The organism is Pseudomonas putida (assembly GCF_016406145.1).
GTDB lineage: Bacteria > Pseudomonadota > Gammaproteobacteria > Pseudomonadales > Pseudomonadaceae > Aquipseudomonas > Aquipseudomonas putida_E.
Genome location: NZ_CP066306.1, coordinates 3,937,395 through 3,954,941 on the forward strand (window position 1 = coordinate 3,937,395; position 17,547 = coordinate 3,954,941).

The following is a 17,547-nucleotide window of genomic DNA, read 5'->3' on the forward strand; positions in this document are numbered from 1 at the left end:
TGGCCAGCGCCGGGCAGCGCGCTAAATTTCGCAGCCCGCCCTTCGTTCCGTTCTCACACCCCTCCCCCCCACGAAGAGGCTGCGCCGTGGAACTGCAACCTTTGCTGAGCAAGCTGTTCGCCAATGCCGGTGCCGTCGGCGTCGAAGGCACCTTCCAATTCATCTTCGGCCCGCAGCAGGCCTACTGGTGCGAAGCTGGTACCCAGCCGCGCACCGAGGCCGGTCGGCATGCCACGCCGGATGTCACCATCGAGGTCACCCAGCAAGACCTGCTGGGCATCATGGCCGGCAGCGCCAACGTCGAAGAGCTGTTTGCTGGCGGCCGGCTGAAAATCGGCGGCAACCTGGGCCTGGCCACTTTGCTTCCGCAAATCATCGACCTGGCGCGCAAGGGGGTGACGGCGCAGAAGACCGACATGAACCAGCGCCATGTCACGCCACCGCGCTACAGCGAACGTGTGTCGGCAAGCCTGCCACAGCTGACCGAGGTAGAAAGAATCCCGGCCGCGCAGCTGGATGCCGAGCGTTTCCAGCGCGACTTCCTGCCGTACGGCACACCGGTGGTGATCAGTGACGCCCTGCGTGAGTGGAAGCTGTTCAACCTCGACCGCCAGGCTTCGCTGGAGCACTTCGCCGAACTGCAGGGCATCACCCGCCATGGCGACTATGTGAAGAAGACCTTCTCCACCGAGCGCGACTTTCGCTCCACCTCCATGGCAGATTTCATCAACTCGCTGGACAACCCGCAGCCACGCACCAGCAACGGCGAGCCACCGGCTTACATGGGCAACAACATCGTGCCTGCGCAGTTGCTTGAGCTGATCCAGTACCCGCCCTACTTCGAGCGCTCGCTGTACATCGCACCGCGCATCTGGATCGGCCCCAAAGGCACCCTCACCCCTTTGCACCGCGACGATGCCGACAACCTGTTCGCCCAGGTTTGGGGGGACAAGTCGTTCATCCTGGCAGCGCCGCACCATCGCCCGGCACTCGGCACCTGGTCGACCTCACCCAAGGGCGGCCTGGACGGGTGCGACTTCAACCCGGATGCACCGGATTACCAGCGCTTCCCTGACGCGCGCGGGGTGACTTTCCTGCGGGTGCTGCTGCAAGCCGGCGACCTGTTGTTCCTGCCGGAAGGCTGGTTCCACCAAGTGGAGTCGGTGTCGACATCGCTGTCGGTGAATTTCTGGGTCAACTCCGGGCGCGGCTGGTAAGCGGCACAGTAAGCGGCAGGCATGTCGCGCCAACTCCCGTGAGAGCGGGCTTGCCGAGAAATGGGGCGCAACGCGCCCCCTCGTGAGGTCAGACCGCCGCAGCCAGTGCCTCGGCAAAGCGCTGCGCCACGTCATCGATCTGCTGCGCACTGATGATCAGCGGCGGCAGGAAGCGCACCACCGCACCGTGGCGCCCACCCAACTCCAGAATGAGCCCGCGCTTGAGGCATTCGCGCTGCACCTTGGGTGCCAGTTCGCGATTGGCCGGCGGGTGGCCCAGCACGTCGCGCCGGCCTTGCACATCGACCAGTTCGACCCCGAGCATCAGGCCACGCCCACGGATATCGCCCAACTGCGGATAGTCGCGTTGCAGCCGCTGCAGGTGATCACGCAGGCGCTGGCCCATGGCCTCGGCATGCTCGGCCAGCCGATGCTCGACCAGGTAGTTGATCACCGCCGAACCCGCCGCCATGGCCATCTGGTTGCCACGGAAGGTGCCGGCATGGGCGCCCGGCTTCCAGGTGTCGAGCCAGTCGCGGTACACCACCACCGCCAACGGCAGGCTGCCACCAATGGCTTTGGACAGGGTGACCACATCCGGCACGATGCCAGCATGTTCGAAGGCGAACATCCGCCCGGTACGGGCAAAACCGCTCTGAATCTCATCGACGATCAGTGCAACACCGGCTTGCTCGGTGATGCGGCGCACCCCCTTGAGCCATTCGACATCGGCAGGAATCACCCCGCCTTCGCCCTGCACCACCTCCAGGATCACGGCAGCGGGCAGCGGCACGCCGCTTTCAGGGTCGAGCAGCAGGTTTTCCAGGTAATGCAGGTTGGCCTTGACCCCGGCTTCGCCACCCAGGCCGAACGGGCATCGGTAATCGTAGGGGTACGGCATGAACTGCACCCCGTTGCCCAGCAACGCGCCCAGCGGCTGCTTGGGGCCATGGCTGCCCATCAGGCTCAGGGCGCCCTGACTCATGCCATGGTAGGCGCCCTGGAAGGCCAGCACGGTGCTGCGCCCGGTGGCGCTGCGCACCAGCTTGAGCGCCGCCTCCACGGCGTCGGTCCCGGTCGGGCCACAGAACTGCACCTTGGCCTCACGGCGCAATGCTTCGGGCAGGATGCCGAACAGGTCCTGAACGAAGCGGTCCTTGACCGGCGTGGTCAGGTCGAGTGTGTGCAGGGGTATTTCATCGGCCAGTACACGCTGAATGGCCTCGATCACCACCGGGTGATTGTGGCCCAGGGCCAAGGTGCCGGCGCCCGCCAGGCAGTCGATGAACTGCCTGCCCTCGACATCTTCGACATGGATGCCACGGGCGCGCTTGAGCGCCAGCGGGATGCGCCGCGGATAGCTGCGGGCGTTGGATTCCTGTTGCTGCTGGCGTTGCAGCAGGGGCGACTCGGTGAACTCGTACAGCGGTTGCGGCGCACTGGCCGGCGGGACCTGGGCAAGGCTGGAAGCAGTCGACATGGGTAAATCCTCGCAAGCAAGCGAATGTGCGGGTAGTTGTCGCTTGGAAAACGCTTGGCTGGGGGGAGGATTTAGCGCTTGTTATGGGATTTTTTGGGGTCTGTACCGGCCCCATCGCCGGCAAGCAGGCGATGGGGCCGGTACAGGCTGCGAAGATCAAGCCCCCGAGCGCGCCGGCACTTGCAGCACCACCCGCAAGCCATCGCTCTGGCTGTCGAAGCGCAAGCTGCCGGCACAGCGCTGCACGATCGCCTGGACAATCGCCAACCCCAGCCCGCAGCCACCGCTCTGGCCGTTGCGCCAGAAGCGCTCGGTCAAGTGCTGCAGGTCATCAGCGGCAATACCAGGCCCATGGTCACGCACCATGAAACCAATCTGCCCATCGGCCATCTGCACCTCCAGTTCCACTTCAGTGTCACCGCCATGACGCAGGGCGTTGTCCAGCAGATTGCGCAGCGCCGCCACCGCCAGCGGTGCCGGCATGCCGAGGTAGATCTGCGTGGCCTGCTCGGGCAGGCGCAGAACGATGCGCCGGTTGTCACCCCCACCGGCATCCTGCACGGCCTGCCGGGCGACCTGTTCGGCGCTGCACTGCACGCCATCTTCGAACGACAGGCTGCCTTCGACCCGCGCCAGCAGAAGCAGCTGTTCCAGGGTCCGGTGCATGCGGTCGGTACCCTGTTCCGCATGCTCCAGCGCCTGTTCGCGCACTGCGCCGTCGGTCATGCGGGCCACCTGCAGGTGGGTCTTGATCGCCGTCAGCGGGCTGCGCAGTTCATGCGCGGCGTCGTCGGTCAGCCGCCGTTCGCGCTCGAGGGTCTGGGCGATGCGCAGAAACAGCTGGTTCTGTGTGTCGAGCAAGGGTTGCAACTCACTGGGCAAGCCCGCCACCTGCAACGGCTCAACGCTGTCGGCACGCCGCCTGCGCAAGGCGTCACGCATGCGATTGAGCGGCTCCAGGCCTTTGCCAAGGCCGATCCACACCAGCCCCAGGCTGCCGAGCAAGGCCATCAGCACCGGTGCCGAAGCTGCCAGCAGGATCGACTGGTTAAGTGCCTCGCGCTCCATGTGACGGTCGGCAGTGGTGATGCGCACATCGCCATGGTTGTAGGTGAAGGTTCGCCACAGTGCACCGTCGATGGTCTGGTCGCGGAAGCCGCTTTGTTCATCGTCCATGCCGCCGTCATGCTTGTGGTTGCTGGCAAGAATCTCGCCGCGTAGCGAGCTCACCTGACAGGCCATGCCGTCTGGCACGGTGAACTGGTCGGCGGAAAAATGCGCCTCCTCGCCCTTTGCGGTCAGCGGCTTGGGCAACTGATCGATAAGCCCGGCAACCATGCGCGCCGAAGCCACCAGGCGCTGGTCGAGGGAGAACATCATCTGCTGGCGCAGGTCGCGCAGCATCCAGGCAGCAGCGAGCACCCAAATGATGATGAACGCGCTGCCCAGAATCAGGCTCAGGCGTACCCGCAGGCTCATGATGCGGCTTCCTCTGGCGCCTGCGCCGGGCCAAGGCGGTAGCCCAGGCCGCGCACGGTCTCGACGATGCTGTTGCCAAGCTTGCGGCGCAAGTGATGGATATGCACGTTGAGGGCGTTGCTTTCGACTTCGTCGCTGAAGCCGTACACGCAGTCCTTGAGCTGTTCACTGGACAGCACCCGGCCCGGGTTCTGCAGCAGCGCCTGGAGCAAGGCCTGCTCACGCCGCGACAGGTCGACCGGCTGACCGGCCAGGGTCGCTTCGCAGCTACTGGGGTCGTAGCGCAGCGGGCCATGCTCGATCACGTTCACCGCCCGCCCGGCAACCCGGCGCAGCAAGGTGTGCAGACGCGCGGCCAGCTCGCGCAGGTCGAAGGGCTTGAGCAGGTAGTCGTCGGCACCGGCCTGCAGGCCGTCGACCCGGTCGGTGACCGCATCGCGCGCGGTGAGCACCAGCACCGGCAGATCGATACCCTGCTGACGCAAGCGGCGCAACAGCTTGAGGCCGTCTTCATCGGGCAGGCCAAGGTCGAGGATCATCACATCGAACTGCGCCGCCTGGAGCATGGCCCGGGCGGCACCGGCGTTGGCTACGCGGTCGACGGTCAGGCCTTGGGCGGTGAGGCCGGCGCAGATGCCGCTGGCGATCAGGTCGTCGTCCTCGCAGAGCAGAACGTGCATGGTGGGGGCTCCCGGAGTGGTATGGCTGGCATTGCACTATGAAGGGATTAACTGGGGATTATGGGCCTTTTTTCGGCCATGGTGGGCATGGCATCCAAGTCCCCGGCCTCAGACATGGGCATCGATCATTTTGCACCATGATCATATCCTTTCGCAGACGATATAGACATTTCCTACAAGGTTTACGGAAATGATCACCTCCAACCCATGATGTGATTTCCCCCTGCACAGCGTTGTCAGGGAGACACACATGTTTCTGAGCCACCTGGTGCCGTCATGGCACGAGATCGAGTCGCGGATCATCGATAAAGTGGGCTATCAGGGAGGCGCCCATTTCCGCACCCACCACAACCAGCCAGTGGCTTCACTGTCACTCAACCTACGCCGACTCAGGGCGGTGCAGTCTGCCTTCAACCAGGCCGAATGGCAGGCCGCGCGCATGCTGCGCCAGCGCTTCGCCGACCTGGACATCGCCAGCATCATTGACGAACTGCTGATCGTCGTCAGGCAGATGGCGATGATCGTCGTCGGCAGCACGTTAACCGGCGGCGCGATTGGCGCCGGGATCGGGGCGTTCGGCGCCGGTGCAGGGGCCATTCCCCTGGCCGGCGCTGGCGCGGCGATGGGCCTCAAGGTCAGTGGCTGGATCCTGGGCGCACTGGGACTTGCCTCCATTGCCGAGTTCTTCATAGACGGTTTGCCCCGGATCGGCGAGTACTACATCAATGGCATCCGCATCGCCTGGGAGGGCACACGGGACGAAGACCTCAACCCCTTCGGGCGGGACGATCCGCATGCAATTTCCAGGGCGGCCCATCACATTGCGTTGGGCCATGTGGAAGTGGTGGTTCTGTTATTGGGGGCGATCGTTTCTTACCTCACACGTGGCCGGGGCGATGCCCGGGTGCTGGCGCAGGAGATGGCGGCCAGCAGCAAGGGGGGGCGGCTTGGGCAATGGATGCTCAAGCATGAAGAGGGGCTGAAGAAGCGGCCGGATTTGCAGTTGCCGGAGCGGCGTAAGGGGGCGATGGGTAATCACGACCTTGAGCCTCCGATTCGTTCTGGGAAAGACAAGGAGCCTTCCACAGGCAAGCCCGGTAGCATGCCGCTGCATACGGTGGCATGTTTCAAGGCGGACAAATTGCCGACATCCAAGCATGGCGAGTTTGAGCGTCAGTTGAAGGGACAGCAGGACGGGTTGAATCGGCTGACGGTTGAGGAGTTTCTCGAAAACCTCGCTAATCCAGCCAAGCGAAATCCCCACCTCGCAAAAATTGCAAGGAAAGAACTCTACGCTGAGTTGCAGGAGAGAATTCAGAGAGACCTTTTGAAAACCATGAGTCCCTTGGAAGCAAGAAAGCTCTCAGTCAAGCAAGCGAAGGAAACCATGTCATCCTTAGCTGCCCTGCATAACCCTGACTTAATAGCCGGTGGGCGAGATGCCATTTCTGACTTCGGGGACAAGCAAGTTAATTCAACGATAGGCCCACAATGGAGAAGCAAAATTGAGAGCATGAAATCCGCCGCTGAGACAGCGTCAAAATCAGGAGCAGGCACAAGCTTGCTCAACATACGACTGCATAAGTGCTGAGCCCCGAGGACTACGCCGTGGATGAAGTTTACTCGCTATTCATTGAACAAGTCGGTGGACCTGCATTCCGACAGGCAGTGCCCCCTTCAAGCATAGAGCGATATAGAGGAATACTACCCGACACATTACTGAAACATTGGAAGGAGCATGGCTGGTGTGGATATGGTGACGGAATATTTTGGACTGTCAATCCACAGGAGTATGAAGGTGTGACCGCCTCATTCATTGAAGGCTCCCCATTAGAAAATAGAGATAAATATCATCTTATCGCTCGCGGCGCGTTTGGCGACCTTTATTTATTTGGAGAAACCACAGGTTTCTCCGTAAAAATCTTGCCTCACATCTCGCGCTACAGGGCTAGCGAATATGAGTTAAGGGCAGATGACATGGACAGAGAGGTCCAGAACTTTTTCCTCAGCAAAGAAAAGGCATCTGTCGATTTCGACGGCATGTTCAAGCCTGCGAAGAAAAAACTAGGAGAATTAAACCACAATGAGATGTATGGATTCGTTCCCGCCTTAGCAATGGGCGGACCTTGCGATATTGCCCACCTCGAAAAAGTTAAAGCTGTCGAGCATTTGCTAATACTCTCTGAGATCTGCCAGCTCGAACCCTTCAGTTTTTCAAACCTCTAACTCGACCTAAAGGACTAATACAATGGACACAGTTTATAGTCGCTTCCTCGACGCCTTCGGCGACACTATCGGCTACCAGCCCGTACCGCCCTCGGCCCTCGATCATTACAAAGACAAACTCCCCAACCAACTCCTCGACTACTGGAAAGAACACGGCTGGTGCGGCTACGGCAGTGGCCTTTTCTGGCTGGTAAACCCGCGTGAATACGAATCCGTAGTCGATGCCTGGCTGGGTGGCACCACCCACGACACCTACCACCTCATTGCCCGCAGCGCTTTCGGCGAGTTGTACCTGTGGGGTGAAAACACCGGCTCGCTCCTGACCATTGCGGCCTACCATTCCCGGTACTTCTTGAGTGCGCCAAGCGCCAACAGCGAAGAACGGGACAACAAAATCCAGAGCTTGCTCATGCGGGCCATGACCGAAAACATCGGCCTGGGGCTTTTCGACGAGGCCAGAAAAGCGTTGGGCGATTTGGAGGCTGGCGAGATGTATGGGTTCGTGCCTGCCCTGATGCTGGGAGGTTCTGCCGAACCGGGAAACCTTCAACGACTCGATGCCGAAGTGCATTTGATTCTGCTCGCGCAACTGGCTGACCTTCAGCCGTATGAACTCGACGAAGAGGAAGAAGAAAATGAATAGGCAGAACGACCGCGCTCAGCGGTTAACAGATTCGGGCCGGTCCACATCCTGCAACACCCCGGCGTCCTGCACCTGAAGCCTGATGCAACTCGCCGGGTGTGCCTTCACCACAGAACGCGCCCCTTCATCACCCGTCAGGCGTGAAAGCGCCGGCCAGAAATCGCGCCCGAACAACACCGGGTGCCCCTGTTGTCCGTCATGTTCTGGCAAAACGATCTTGGATAAATCGGCAACCGCGGCAAGCTGGCCCAACGTTGCCTGAGCGATCCAGGGCATATCGCCCAACAGAACCGCCACCGCCTGTGCCTCACTATCGATCAACGACGCAGCCCCGGCCGCCAGGCTATGCCCCATCCCCAACCCGGCATCCGGGCTGGAAATGATCCGGCATGCGCCCGGCAAGCCCAGGTCCTCGCCCCGCTCGCCATCGCGCAGTACCACGCGAACATCGCTGAACACCAAGCAAGCCCCCTCTACGCTATGCACCAGCAAGCTGCGCCCGTCGCCCAACGTCGCCCGGCGCTTGTCGCCACCGAAACGCACGCTGCTGCCCGCCGCCAGCACCAGCGCAACGATACTCACAGCGCCGCCCGCTCGATGTCGTTACGCATGCGCAGAATATCGGCCAGCACTGCCAGGGCGATCTCTGCCGGGGTCTTGCTGCCCAGGTTTAGGCCGATCGGTGCGTGGATGCGCGCCAGCTCGCCGCTGTCCAGGCCACCGATGCGCTGCAGGCGTTCGCGACGCTTGTCGGAGGTGGCCTTGGAGCCCATGACGCCAATGTAAAACGCCTCGGTACGTACTGCTTCAAGCATGGCCAAGTCATCGATTTTGGGATCATGGGTCAATGCAACCACTGCCGTGTCGGCATGGCAACCACCGTTGGCGATGAATTCTGACGGCAACTCGCGACGCACTTCGACGCCGTCCAGCACCACGCCTTCGAGCACCTCGTCACGCGGGTCGCAGAGGATGACTTCAAAACCCAGCCCTTTGCCGAACTCGGCGCAATAATGCGCAACGCTGGAATACCCCGCCAACAGCAGCCGCTGGGCAGCGCCCACACGCAGGCACACACGGGTGCTATCACGTTCGACCCTTGGGCCCTGGCACGAGTCGTCGCTGAGCCGACGCGTGCCGTCAGGCAGGCTAACCTCGCGCAAGAGCCGCCGCTGGCCCTGCAACGCACTAGCCAAGGCGCGCAGATGCGCCTGCACTTCGCAATCGGCCGGCAGATTTTCCACCAGCACTTCCAGCACCCCGCCACACGGCAGGCGAATGCTCGAACGCCGGTCGCTGTCATCGCCATAACGCACGATCGCCACCGGCTCGGGAAACTCGCCAAGGGCCACGCGCTCAAGGAAGTCTTCCTCGACGCAGCCGCCCGACAGCGAGCCCACCCAGTGCCCTGCCTCGTTCACCGCCAGCAGCGAGCCCGGCGCGCGAGGCGCCGACCCGTAAGTGGCAAGCACCGTGCACAACCAGACCCGCTGGCCGTTGCCCGACCACTGCATCGCCTGGTGTACGACCTGCAGATCAAGATGTTGCACGTATTACTCCGCCTTCAGCTCAGCTAGCTGCTGTACGCTCAAATCACCCGGCAATCCGCCCCAGGCCTGACGCAGGTAGTTGACCATATCCGTGACCTGCTCATCACTGAGTTTGTCGGCAAAGCCTGGCATTGGCTGCATGCGTTCGAAGCCTGTGAATTGCTGCTCACGGATACCGTCGAGGATGGCCTTGACCAGGTTGCGCGAGTCCCCCTGACGCAGCACCGTGTTGCCCTGCATGGCCACCGCGATATGCGGCTTGCCTTCGCCGTCCACACCGTGGCAGCCGGCGCAGACGTTGAGGTACTGCTGTCGGCCGCGCTTGGCGCTGTCGCTGAGCTGGTCCAGGGGGACTTCCTGTATGACCTTGGCAGGCGGTGGCTGTTCACCCAACAGGTAGGTGGCCATGGCGGCCAGGTCGGCGTCCTTGAGGTGCTGGGTGCTATGGTGCACCACCGGGTACATCTCGTTGAACATGCTGCCCTGGGCACTGATGCCGTGCTTCAGGAAGGTGGTGAGGTCGGGCTGGGTCCAGCCACGCTCGGCCAGGTCCTTGGCCAGCAGGCTCGGTGCCAGGTAACCATTGAGCAGCCCGCCGGTCAGGCGCTGATCCTGCTGCAGCGCACCAATCGGGTTACGCGGGGTATGGCACTCGCCGCAGTGGCCCATGACTTCGACCATGTACTGCCCGCGCTGCCATGCCGGGCTCTTGCCGTCGGTGGGCTGCAACTGCACGCTCTTGCCGTACAGCATGTTCCAGCCCGACAGGCCCATGCGCACGTTGAACGGGAAGCTGAGCTTGGTCTGCGGTGCCGGGCGATTGATCGGCGGCACGGTCATCAGGTATGCAAGTATCGCGTCCGAGTCTTCCCGGGAGATCAGGTGGTACGAGGTGTAGGGCATGGCCGGGTACAGGTTGGCGCCGTCCTTGCGCTTGCCCTCGGTGACGGCCGCAAAGAATTCGTCGGCCGTGTAGTTGCCGATGCCGTACTGTTTGTCCGGGGTGATGTTGGTGCCATAGATGGTCCCGAACGGCGAGTGGATCGGCAGGCCGCCGGCATACGGCGCGCCGCCTTCGGCGGTGTGGCAGGCCATGCAGTCGGCTGCGCGAGCCAGGTATTCCCCACGTTTGACCAGCGCCTGGTCATCTGCCTGGGCAACCATTGCGACGGCAAGGCCCAGCGCCAGCGTGAGACCGGAACGAACGAACGCCATGCTCAACCCTCCTTGACCAGGCCGAGGTCGTTGAGGACCGTGCGGGTAGCATCGTAATAGCGTACGTAGCCGGTGCAGCGGCAAATGTGATGCCCCAGGCTCTCTTCGATGCGGTCTTCAAGTTCGCTCTTCTTCACCGGCTGGCGCTGGGCATTTTCCACCAGCACGGTCGCCGCGTTGACGAAGCCGGGTGCACAGTAGCTGCACTGGAAGGCGAACAGGTCGACGAACTTCTGCTGGATCGGGTTCAGCGTGAAGTTGCCGGCCTCGTCCTGCTTGGCATGGCTCTCGATGGTACGGACCTTCTTGCCGGCGAAGTAGTGGGCACCGGTGATGCAGGTGCGCACTTCTTCACTGGTGCCATCGGGGTTGTCGACGATCACCACGCAGGCATGGCAGATACCCTGGCCGCAGCCCAGGCGCGAGCCGGTGAGGTTCTGGTGTTCGTGTAGGTAATCGATCATCGCCAGGTCGTCGGGGACCTCGACCGGACCGACAGGTTGACCATTGAGGGTCAGTTGAAGCGGACGGTTAGCCATTGAGGGCCTCCTTGATGCGGGCTGGAGTAATCGGAAGATCGCGAACACGCTTGCCAATGGCATGGGCCACGGCGTTGCCGATGGCACCGACCACCGGGATCATCACCACCTCGGCAATACCCTTGGACGGGTCGGTGGGCGACAACGGTGGGAGGATCTCGGACGTCTGCTTCCAGACGGCCACGTCCTTGGCATGCGGCAGGCGATAGCGGTTGAAGTTCCAGTCGCCCTCCCCCGGGCCACCCTCATGCAGTGGCATCTCTTCGGTCAGCGCATGGCCAATGCCCATGGCGATGCCGCCTTCGAGCTGGCCCTTGACCAGCTCCGGTACCAACACCCGGCCGCACTCGACCCAGCTGTGATGGTTGAGCACCTGGACTTCATGGGTGCCCTTGTTCACTTTCACTTCGACGATAGTGGCCACCGGGCTGTAGTAAGTGACCATGGCGTTGTTCAACTGGGTGGCCGGGTAGGCGGCGTTCTGCCGGTCGAGCAAGTGGTAGCCGTTGCTGCTCATCTGCGCTTTCTTGGCGTTCGGTGCACCCTCACCGTATTTAACGGCCACGGCATCGAGCGGGAAACGCTCGCGCACGCCGTCGATGACGAAGTCGGCTTCTGCCCAGCTCCAACGGTTGAAACCGTGAACGCTGACGCCGGTGACCAGGCCCATTTCGTGGGCTTTCTTCGCAAGCTCGGCGAAGGGAATGGGCGCCAGCCCGTTGCCGGTCAGCTCACCATTGACCCATACCGCGTTCTCGCGGCGCACCACCAAGGGGTTGGCCTGACCGCCGAACGGGCCTTGGCGCCACAGGGCCATGGCCGCCGGCCAGAGGCCATGATTGAACAGCACGCGCGCCGCTTCCCGGGTGGCGTGGCTGAAATAGAACGCCGAGTTGGTCGCCGACGATGGCGATGCCAGTTTGCCGACCCAGCGCGGGTTGCGCAGCGCCGCATCCTGCTCGGCCTGGCTGATCAGGTAAGGGTTGCCGCTGGTGGCCAGTTGCAGTTCAGGCCACTCGGTCACTGCGGTCTTCACCTCGTCGGCCGAGCGGCCGAGGAAGTCGCTGACCACCAGGGCCTGGGAAGTGGACATGCCGGTGCCCAGTTCGGTGCCGATGTGGCGCAGGCTGATGCGGCCATCGGCAGTGAACTCGACGCTGGCCATCGGCGCTTCGGAACCGGTGCCGAAATCCTTCTGGCAAATGGCAAAGCCCACGCCGTACCAGTGGTCCGGGTCCTTGGCGTCCACCTGTCGCTTGCGCGCGTCACGGTTGCGCCACCAGTCGTGGGCAGCAGCCTTGTCGAGGATCTCGTGCAGGCGCAAAGCGCCGGCGGGCACTGCGCCCTGGGTGTTCTTCATGCCTGACTTCAGCGCATTGGCCCGACGCAGGTCGATGGCATCGACACCCAGGCGTTGGGCGACCTCGTCGACCATCATTTCGGTGGCCGCCATGGTCTGCAGGGTACCGTAGCCACGCATGGACCCTGCCTCGACGCCCCGCGAGTGGTAGGCGGTGACGGACAGGTCGTTCTGCGGCATGTAGTAGATCGACTGCGCCGCCGTGGCCCCGACTGCGGCCACCGACGGGCTGTAGTTGATCCGGCCGCCGCCGTCACAGCTCATGTCGGCGCGGAAGATCCTGAAGCTGTTGTCCTTCTTGTCCACGGCCAGTTGATAGCGGATGTCGAAGGCATGACGCTTGATGCCGCTCTGGAACTGCTCATAGCGGTCGTTGGCCAGGCGGACCGGCACACCGGCGCCATACAGCGCGGCAACCGCAGCGTAAAACACGAAGATGTTGTTGTCTTTGGAGCCATAACCCACGGTGTAACCCGGGTGCATGTTGAGGTGTTTGAGGGCGAAGCGCGACGGCTTGATCATGTGCACGCAGTCCTGCGCCACTTCGAACGGGCACTGGGTGGCGACCACGAAGTGCAGCGTGCCGGTGCCGGCGTCGTACCAGCCATTGCCGTTGTCGGGCTCAAGCGCCGCCGGTTCGATGGAAGGCGTCTTGTAGCGCTCATCGAACACCAGCCAGTCTTCGGGTGGGTTGTCCAGTTGCTCGCCGATGCGTTTGGCGTAGAACAGGCCCTGCTCGGTGAGGTCGCCGTGCTGGTTGGGCTGCTTGGACCACACCGGCTTACGGTTGAGAATGGTGGGGAACAGCATGGCGTTCTTCAGGCTGGAGAACTCATCGTCGTCGAACGGCGTGGCCCCACCAACGCGGACGAAGCGGAAGCTGCCATAAGGGTCGCGCTGATACAGCGGGGCCTGGGCCCCGTAGCGGATCGCCTTGTCGTTGAACTGCAGCTTGCGCTTGGCCTGGCGGAAGCGCTCGAAGTCGTTCCAGATCAGGATCGCCACCGGGTGGCCAATGAACATCGGCACCTTGCCAGGTGGCAACAGCGGGTCGGGCGAATGAGCTTCGGGCCAGGCGATGCCGTCCTTTTCCAGGTCAGCGGCCGTGACGATGCGGTCTGGCTGCAACCCGGCGCCGAGCCACTCAAGGTCGTAACCGGCGTAGATACGGTCGGCTTTGGTGGTCTTGAGCAACATGGCGTGCCCTTGCTGCTCGGGCCAGCCGGGCATGTCCTTGGCGCGGATGTCGCGGGCAAAGACTTTGTTGCCGCACACCTTGGACAACGCGTCGTTACGGAAACGCGCCTTGCCGTCGTGGTTCATCCACTTTTGCGGCGACGTGGTGACACGATCTTCCATCAGTGCAGCGAAGGCCTGGCTGCCGAGCGGCGCCATGCTCACGCCGACACCGGCGATCAGGCCACCTTGCAGGAAGGAGCGCCGGGAAATATCACGGTTGGACATGCTTGATCCTCTGGGCAGGCCGCTGCCTGCCCATCTTTTGATTCTTGTGCTGGAAACGCGGAAGGAGGTGAGCGCCGACACAGGGCGCCCACAAAAACTGACTTTCACGTCAACTTTACAGCACTCAAGTAGGTTTTGGCAAAGTCAAGCAGACAGTATGTCGCGGTATGTCCACGCTCAGCTCGCACGAACGTGGCCACAGGTTAACCTTGGGTTAATCGACTCAAGCCAGCATGGCCCCGTTCAAATCTGCCAAGGCGAAGACATGCGCGTCCTCCTGCTCTTCCTCACATTCCTTATGGCCGGCCCGCTGCAGGCCAACCCGTTCGACGTCAAACCCGACTTCCTGCCGGTGAACCAGGCGTTCGTCCTGACCCACGACCGCCAGGCCGACGGCCAGATGCGCCTTTATTTCCAGATCAAACAGGGTTACTACCTCTACCAGAAGCGCCTGAAATTCGACGGCCTGCCCGTCGAGCAGCACCCGCAACTGCCGCCGGCCCTCAACCATCACGATGAATTCTTCGGCGACAGCGCGGTGTACCGCGACCAACTCGAACTGCTGCTGCCCGCCAACGCCCAAGGCCAGTTGCGCCTGGGCTGGCAGGGCTGCGCCGACGCCGGCCTGTGCTACCCGCCGCAAACCACTGTCATCGACCTGGGCGGCAGCGCCGCGCCTGCCACTGACCAGGCAAGCGACCAAGCCCTGGCCAGCGGCCTGCAAAGCGCCAGCCTTGGCTGGAGCCTGCTGGCATTCTTCGGCCTCGGCCTGCTGCTGGCGTTCACCCCTTGCTCGCTGCCCATGCTGCCGATCCTCGCCGGCCTGGTCATGGGCAACGGCGCCAGTGCACGACGTGGCTGGGTGCTGGCCGGGGTCTACGTGCTGAGCATGGCGCTGGTGTATGCAGGGCTCGGCGTGGTCGCTGCGCTGCTTGGCGCCAGCCTGCAAGCCTGGCTGCAGCAGCCTTGGCTGCTCGGCAGCCTGGCGGCGCTGTTCGTGATACTTGCCCTGCCGATGTTTGGCGCTTTCGAATTGCAATTGCCAGCCGCCCTGCGTGATCGCCTGGACCGTGCCGGGCAGAGCACCCGGGGCGGCAACCTCTACGGTGCGGCGCTATTGGGGGCACTGTCCGGCCTGCTGCTCGGGCCGTGCATGACCGCCCCGCTGGCCGGCGCCCTGCTTTACATCGCGCAGAGTGGCGATGTGCTGCAAGGCGCGCTGGTGCTGTTCAGCCTTGGCCTGGGCATGGGTGTGCCACTGCTGTTGCTGGTGACCTTGGGCAACCGCTACCTGCCGCGCCCGGGCGCCTGGATGGAGCGGGTAAAGGGTGTGTTCGGCTTCGTGTTCCTGGCCATGGCCCTGTACACCGTACGCAGCCTGCTGGCCGCTCCGCTGCTGCTGGCCTTGAGCGGTGCATGGCTGATTGCACTGGGCTGGGCCGCGTGGCCGGCCCTGCAGCGCTTGCCTGCCTTGCGCGCCGTACCGCTGCTGGGTGCATTGTGGGGCGGCCTGCTGCTGATAGGCGCTGCCGCCGGTGGCGATGACCTCTGGCAGCCGTTGCGCCCGTTTGCCGGCGGCCCCGCACCTTCGGCCACTCAGCACGCCGAAGATGCGTTTGTCACCGTCAGCCGCCCGGAGGACCTGCAACGTGAGCTCGATGCGGCCAAAGCCCGTGGCCAATGGGTGATGGTCGATTACTACGCCGACTGGTGCGTATCGTGCAAAGTCATGGAAAAAAAGGTGTTTGCCCGTGACGATGTGCAAGCCAGCCTGGCCGGCGTGCACCTGCTGCGCCTGGACGTGACCGCCGATGCCCCCGCCAGCCGCGCGCTGCTGCAACGCTACCAGGTACCCGGCCCACCCAGCATCATCTGGCTCGGCCCGGAAGGCGAAGAACGCCGCGCACGGCGCATCACCGGCGAGGTGGATGCGGCCGGATTCCTGCAACATTGGGCCCAGACCAGGAGCCAAGGTTGATGCTGACGGTAACCCTGGGGCCCCTGACCATGGCCCTCAATCATCTGTTGATGCTCGCCGCTCTGGGCATCGCCAGCCTGGTCGGCTGGTGGGTCGCCCGGCGAGGCGGCGAAAGCCCGGAGTCGGCGCTGTTCAACCTGTTCCTGATCGGCCTGCTGTGCGCTCGCCTGGGCTTCGTGCTGGCCTACTGGCCGATGTACCGCGATGACCTGGTGCAGGTGATCGACATCCGCGATGGTGGCTTTCTGCTCTGGTCGGGGCTGATCGGTGTCGTGCTCGCCAGCCTCTGGCAAGCCTGGCGCCACCCCGGGCTGCGCCGCCCGCTGGGCTGGGCGCTGTTCAGTGGCGCGCTGTTCTGGGGGCTGGCCAGCCTTGGCAGCCATCTGTACAGCAAGGGCACCGAGCTGCCAGAGCTGAGCCTGCGCAATGCCAGCGGGCAATCGGTTGCACTGCACAGCTATCGCGGCAAGCCGCTGGTGATCAACATATGGGCGACCTGGTGCCCGCCGTGCCGCCGGGAAATGCCGGTGCTGCAACACGCCCAGGGTGAGTACCCTCACGTGACTTTCCTGTTCGTCAACCAGGGCGAGACGCCGGAAAACGTCAGCACCTTCCTCGCCACCACTGGCCTGAGCCTGACCCATGTGCTGTTCGACGGCACCGGCATTCTGGCCCAGCGGGTAGGTTCGATGGCCCTGCCCACCACCCTGTTCTACGACGCCAACGGGCGGCTGATCGGCAGCCACCTGGGCGAGCTGTCCCGGGCCAGCCTGCACCGTGCCCTGGAACCTTTCGAACGGGCCGCTGCGCCCGCCCCTGCCGCACAAGGAAAATGACATGCGACTGACTGCACTGCTGCCCCTGTCCCTGGCCCTGCTGACCGCCCCGCTGGCGCATGCCGAAACGCTGCCCAAGGCAATCGAGCAACTGCAAGCCAAGGGCGCCGTGATCAAAGGCAGCTTCGATGCACCCGATGGCCTGCGCGGTTACGCCGCCGAGTACCAGAACAACGGCATCGCCCTGTACCTCACACCCGATGGCAAGCATGTACTGGTCGGCAGCCTGTTTGACGAACAGGGCCAGGACCTCAGTGCCGCCCCCCTGGAAAAGCTGGTGTACGGGCCCATGTCCAAGGCCATTTGGGCAAAGCTGGAAAAAACCAGCTGGATCGCTGACGGCAAAGCCGATGCACCGCGCAAGGTATATCTGTTCAGCGACCCGAACTGCCGTACTGCAACATGTTCTGGCAGCAGGCACGGCCATGGGTGGAGTCGGGCAAGGTACAGCTGCGCCATATCATGGTCGGCATCATCCGCGAGGACAGCCCAGGCAAATCGGCGGCACTGCTGGCCGCCAAGGACCCGGCCAAAGCGCTCGAACAGCATGAGAAAGCAGGCAAGGCCAGTACGCTGAAAGCGCTGGACAAGGTGCCAGAGGCGGTGCAGCAGAAACTGGCGGCGAACCTGGCCTTGATGGAAGAAATGGGCCTGCAGGCCACCCCGGCGATCTTCTATCAGGATGAGCAGGGCAACCTGCAGAGCCAGCAAGGGGCACCGCGGCCGGAGTTGTTGGGGAAAATTCTCGGCAAGCGCTGAATTATCAGCCGGCTGCATCGGCCTCATCGCCGGCAAGCCGGTTCCCACAGATATTCCACTGCGCCCATGAGCCGTGTTGTACCTGTGGGCCGGCTTGCCGGCGAAATGGGCGCCCAGCGCC

The 17,547-nt window shown here is 63.2% G+C and carries 14 protein-coding genes and 1 pseudogene; 7 read left to right on the forward strand and 8 right to left on the reverse strand.

Annotation, left to right across the window (positions count from 1 at the left end; genetic code table 11):
- Positions 1-86: 86 nt before the first annotated feature.
- Positions 87-1,217 (forward strand): cupin-like domain-containing protein, encoded by a 1,131-nt coding sequence (locus JET17_RS18000; RefSeq protein ID WP_012315381.1) that lies wholly within the window; start codon positions 87-89, stop codon positions 1,215-1,217.
- 88 nt (positions 1,218-1,305) lie between these two features.
- Here the strand turns inward: JET17_RS18000 and JET17_RS18005 are convergent, their stop codons facing one another.
- From JET17_RS18005 to JET17_RS18015, 3 genes are all read right to left on the reverse strand, one after another.
- Positions 1,306-2,697 carry an aspartate aminotransferase family protein gene (locus JET17_RS18005; RefSeq protein WP_012315382.1) on the reverse strand — a complete coding sequence of 464 codons (1,392 nt, stop codon included), beginning with the start codon at positions 2,695-2,697 and terminating at the stop codon, positions 1,306-1,308.
- Positions 2,698-2,853: 156 nt separating this feature from the next.
- Entirely contained in the window at positions 2,854-4,176 is a 1,323-nt protein-coding gene (locus tag JET17_RS18010; RefSeq protein ID WP_012315383.1) for an ATP-binding protein, read from the reverse strand.
- Positions 4,173-4,856, reverse strand: coding sequence for a response regulator transcription factor (locus JET17_RS18015; protein ID WP_012315384.1), 684 nt, complete (start codon positions 4,854-4,856; stop codon positions 4,173-4,175). Before JET17_RS18015 ends, JET17_RS18010 begins: the two co-directional genes overlap by 4 nt.
- A gap of 250 nt (positions 4,857-5,106) precedes the next feature.
- Here JET17_RS18015 and JET17_RS18020 point away from each other — a divergent pair, with 250 nt between their 5' ends.
- Genes JET17_RS18020 through JET17_RS18030 form a run of 3 tightly spaced genes read left to right on the forward strand, consistent with a single transcriptional unit; the run spans position 5,107 to position 7,725 of the window.
- Positions 5,107-6,447 carry a DUF6861 domain-containing protein gene (locus JET17_RS18020; protein WP_012315385.1) on the forward strand — a complete coding sequence of 447 codons (1,341 nt, stop codon included), beginning with the start codon at positions 5,107-5,109 and terminating at the stop codon, positions 6,445-6,447.
- 17 nt (positions 6,448-6,464) lie between these two features.
- Positions 6,465-7,082: a GAD-like domain-containing protein gene (locus JET17_RS18025; protein ID WP_012315386.1), complete on the forward strand. Its 618-nt coding sequence runs from the start codon at positions 6,465-6,467 to the stop codon at positions 7,080-7,082.
- A 22-nt stretch (positions 7,083-7,104) separates the two neighbouring features.
- On the forward strand, positions 7,105-7,725 hold the full coding sequence (locus tag JET17_RS18030) for a GAD-like domain-containing protein (RefSeq protein ID WP_012315387.1): 621 nt from the start codon (positions 7,105-7,107) through the stop codon (positions 7,723-7,725).
- 15 nt (positions 7,726-7,740) lie between these two features.
- On the opposite strand, the gene JET17_RS18035 is transcribed toward JET17_RS18030, so the two are convergent.
- The 5 genes from JET17_RS18035 to JET17_RS18055 are packed head-to-tail and all read right to left on the reverse strand — an operon-like array spanning position 7,741 to position 13,853.
- Entirely contained in the window at positions 7,741-8,307 is a 567-nt protein-coding gene (locus tag JET17_RS18035; RefSeq protein WP_012315388.1) for a nucleotidyltransferase family protein, read from the reverse strand.
- Positions 8,304-9,275, reverse strand: coding sequence for an XdhC family protein (locus JET17_RS18040; RefSeq protein ID WP_012315389.1), 972 nt, complete (start codon positions 9,273-9,275; stop codon positions 8,304-8,306). Before JET17_RS18040 ends, JET17_RS18035 begins: the two co-directional genes overlap by 4 nt.
- Before the next feature lie 3 nt (positions 9,276-9,278).
- Positions 9,279-10,490 (reverse strand): cytochrome c, encoded by a 1,212-nt coding sequence (locus JET17_RS18045; RefSeq protein ID WP_012315390.1) that lies wholly within the window; start codon positions 10,488-10,490, stop codon positions 9,279-9,281.
- A 2-nt stretch (positions 10,491-10,492) separates the two neighbouring features.
- On the reverse strand, positions 10,493-11,029 hold the full coding sequence (locus tag JET17_RS18050; RefSeq protein WP_012315391.1) for a (2Fe-2S)-binding protein: 537 nt from the start codon (positions 11,027-11,029) through the stop codon (positions 10,493-10,495).
- On the reverse strand, positions 11,022-13,853 hold the full coding sequence (locus JET17_RS18055) for a xanthine dehydrogenase family protein molybdopterin-binding subunit (RefSeq protein WP_012315392.1): 2,832 nt from the start codon (positions 13,851-13,853) through the stop codon (positions 11,022-11,024). Before JET17_RS18055 ends, JET17_RS18050 begins: the two co-directional genes overlap by 8 nt.
- A 265-nt stretch (positions 13,854-14,118) precedes the next feature.
- Here JET17_RS18055 and dsbD point away from each other — a divergent pair, with 265 nt between their 5' ends.
- From dsbD to dsbG, 3 genes and pseudogenes are all read left to right on the forward strand, one after another.
- Entirely contained in the window at positions 14,119-15,831 is a 1,713-nt protein-coding gene (gene dsbD, locus JET17_RS18060) for a protein-disulfide reductase DsbD (RefSeq protein WP_012315393.1), read from the forward strand.
- Positions 15,831-16,667, forward strand: coding sequence for a TlpA family protein disulfide reductase (locus tag JET17_RS18065; protein WP_012315394.1), 837 nt, complete (start codon positions 15,831-15,833; stop codon positions 16,665-16,667). Before dsbD ends, JET17_RS18065 begins: the two co-directional genes overlap by 1 nt.
- A 1-nt stretch (position 16,668) precedes the next feature.
- A pseudogene (gene dsbG, locus JET17_RS18070) lies at positions 16,669-17,426 on the forward strand (thiol:disulfide interchange protein DsbG).
- The last annotated feature ends 121 nt before the right edge of the window (positions 17,427-17,547 follow it).

Bases quoted from the DNA above. Each gene is read 5' to 3' on its own strand.
- JET17_RS18005 (WP_012315382.1), bottom strand. From the start codon at position 2,697: ATGTCGACTGCTTCCAGCCTTGCCCAGGTCCCGCCGGCCAGTGCGCCG.
- JET17_RS18010 (WP_012315383.1), bottom strand. From the start codon at position 4,176: ATGAGCCTGCGGGTACGCCTGAGCCTGATTCTGGGCAGCGCGTTCATC.
- JET17_RS18015 (WP_012315384.1), bottom strand. From the start codon at position 4,856: ATGCACGTTCTGCTCTGCGAGGACGACGACCTGATCGCCAGCGGCATC.
- JET17_RS18020 (WP_012315385.1), top strand. From the start codon at position 5,107: ATGTTTCTGAGCCACCTGGTGCCGTCATGGCACGAGATCGAGTCGCGG.
- JET17_RS18030 (WP_012315387.1), top strand. From the start codon at position 7,105: ATGGACACAGTTTATAGTCGCTTCCTCGACGCCTTCGGCGACACTATC.
- JET17_RS18045 (WP_012315390.1), bottom strand. From the start codon at position 10,490: ATGGCGTTCGTTCGTTCCGGTCTCACGCTGGCGCTGGGCCTTGCCGTC.
- JET17_RS18050 (WP_012315391.1), bottom strand. From the start codon at position 11,029: ATGGCTAACCGTCCGCTTCAACTGACCCTCAATGGTCAACCTGTCGGT.
- JET17_RS18055 (WP_012315392.1), bottom strand. From the start codon at position 13,853: ATGTCCAACCGTGATATTTCCCGGCGCTCCTTCCTGCAAGGTGGCCTG.
- dsbD (WP_012315393.1), top strand. From the start codon at position 14,119: ATGCGCGTCCTCCTGCTCTTCCTCACATTCCTTATGGCCGGCCCGCTG.
- JET17_RS18065 (WP_012315394.1), top strand. From the start codon at position 15,831: ATGCTGACGGTAACCCTGGGGCCCCTGACCATGGCCCTCAATCATCTG.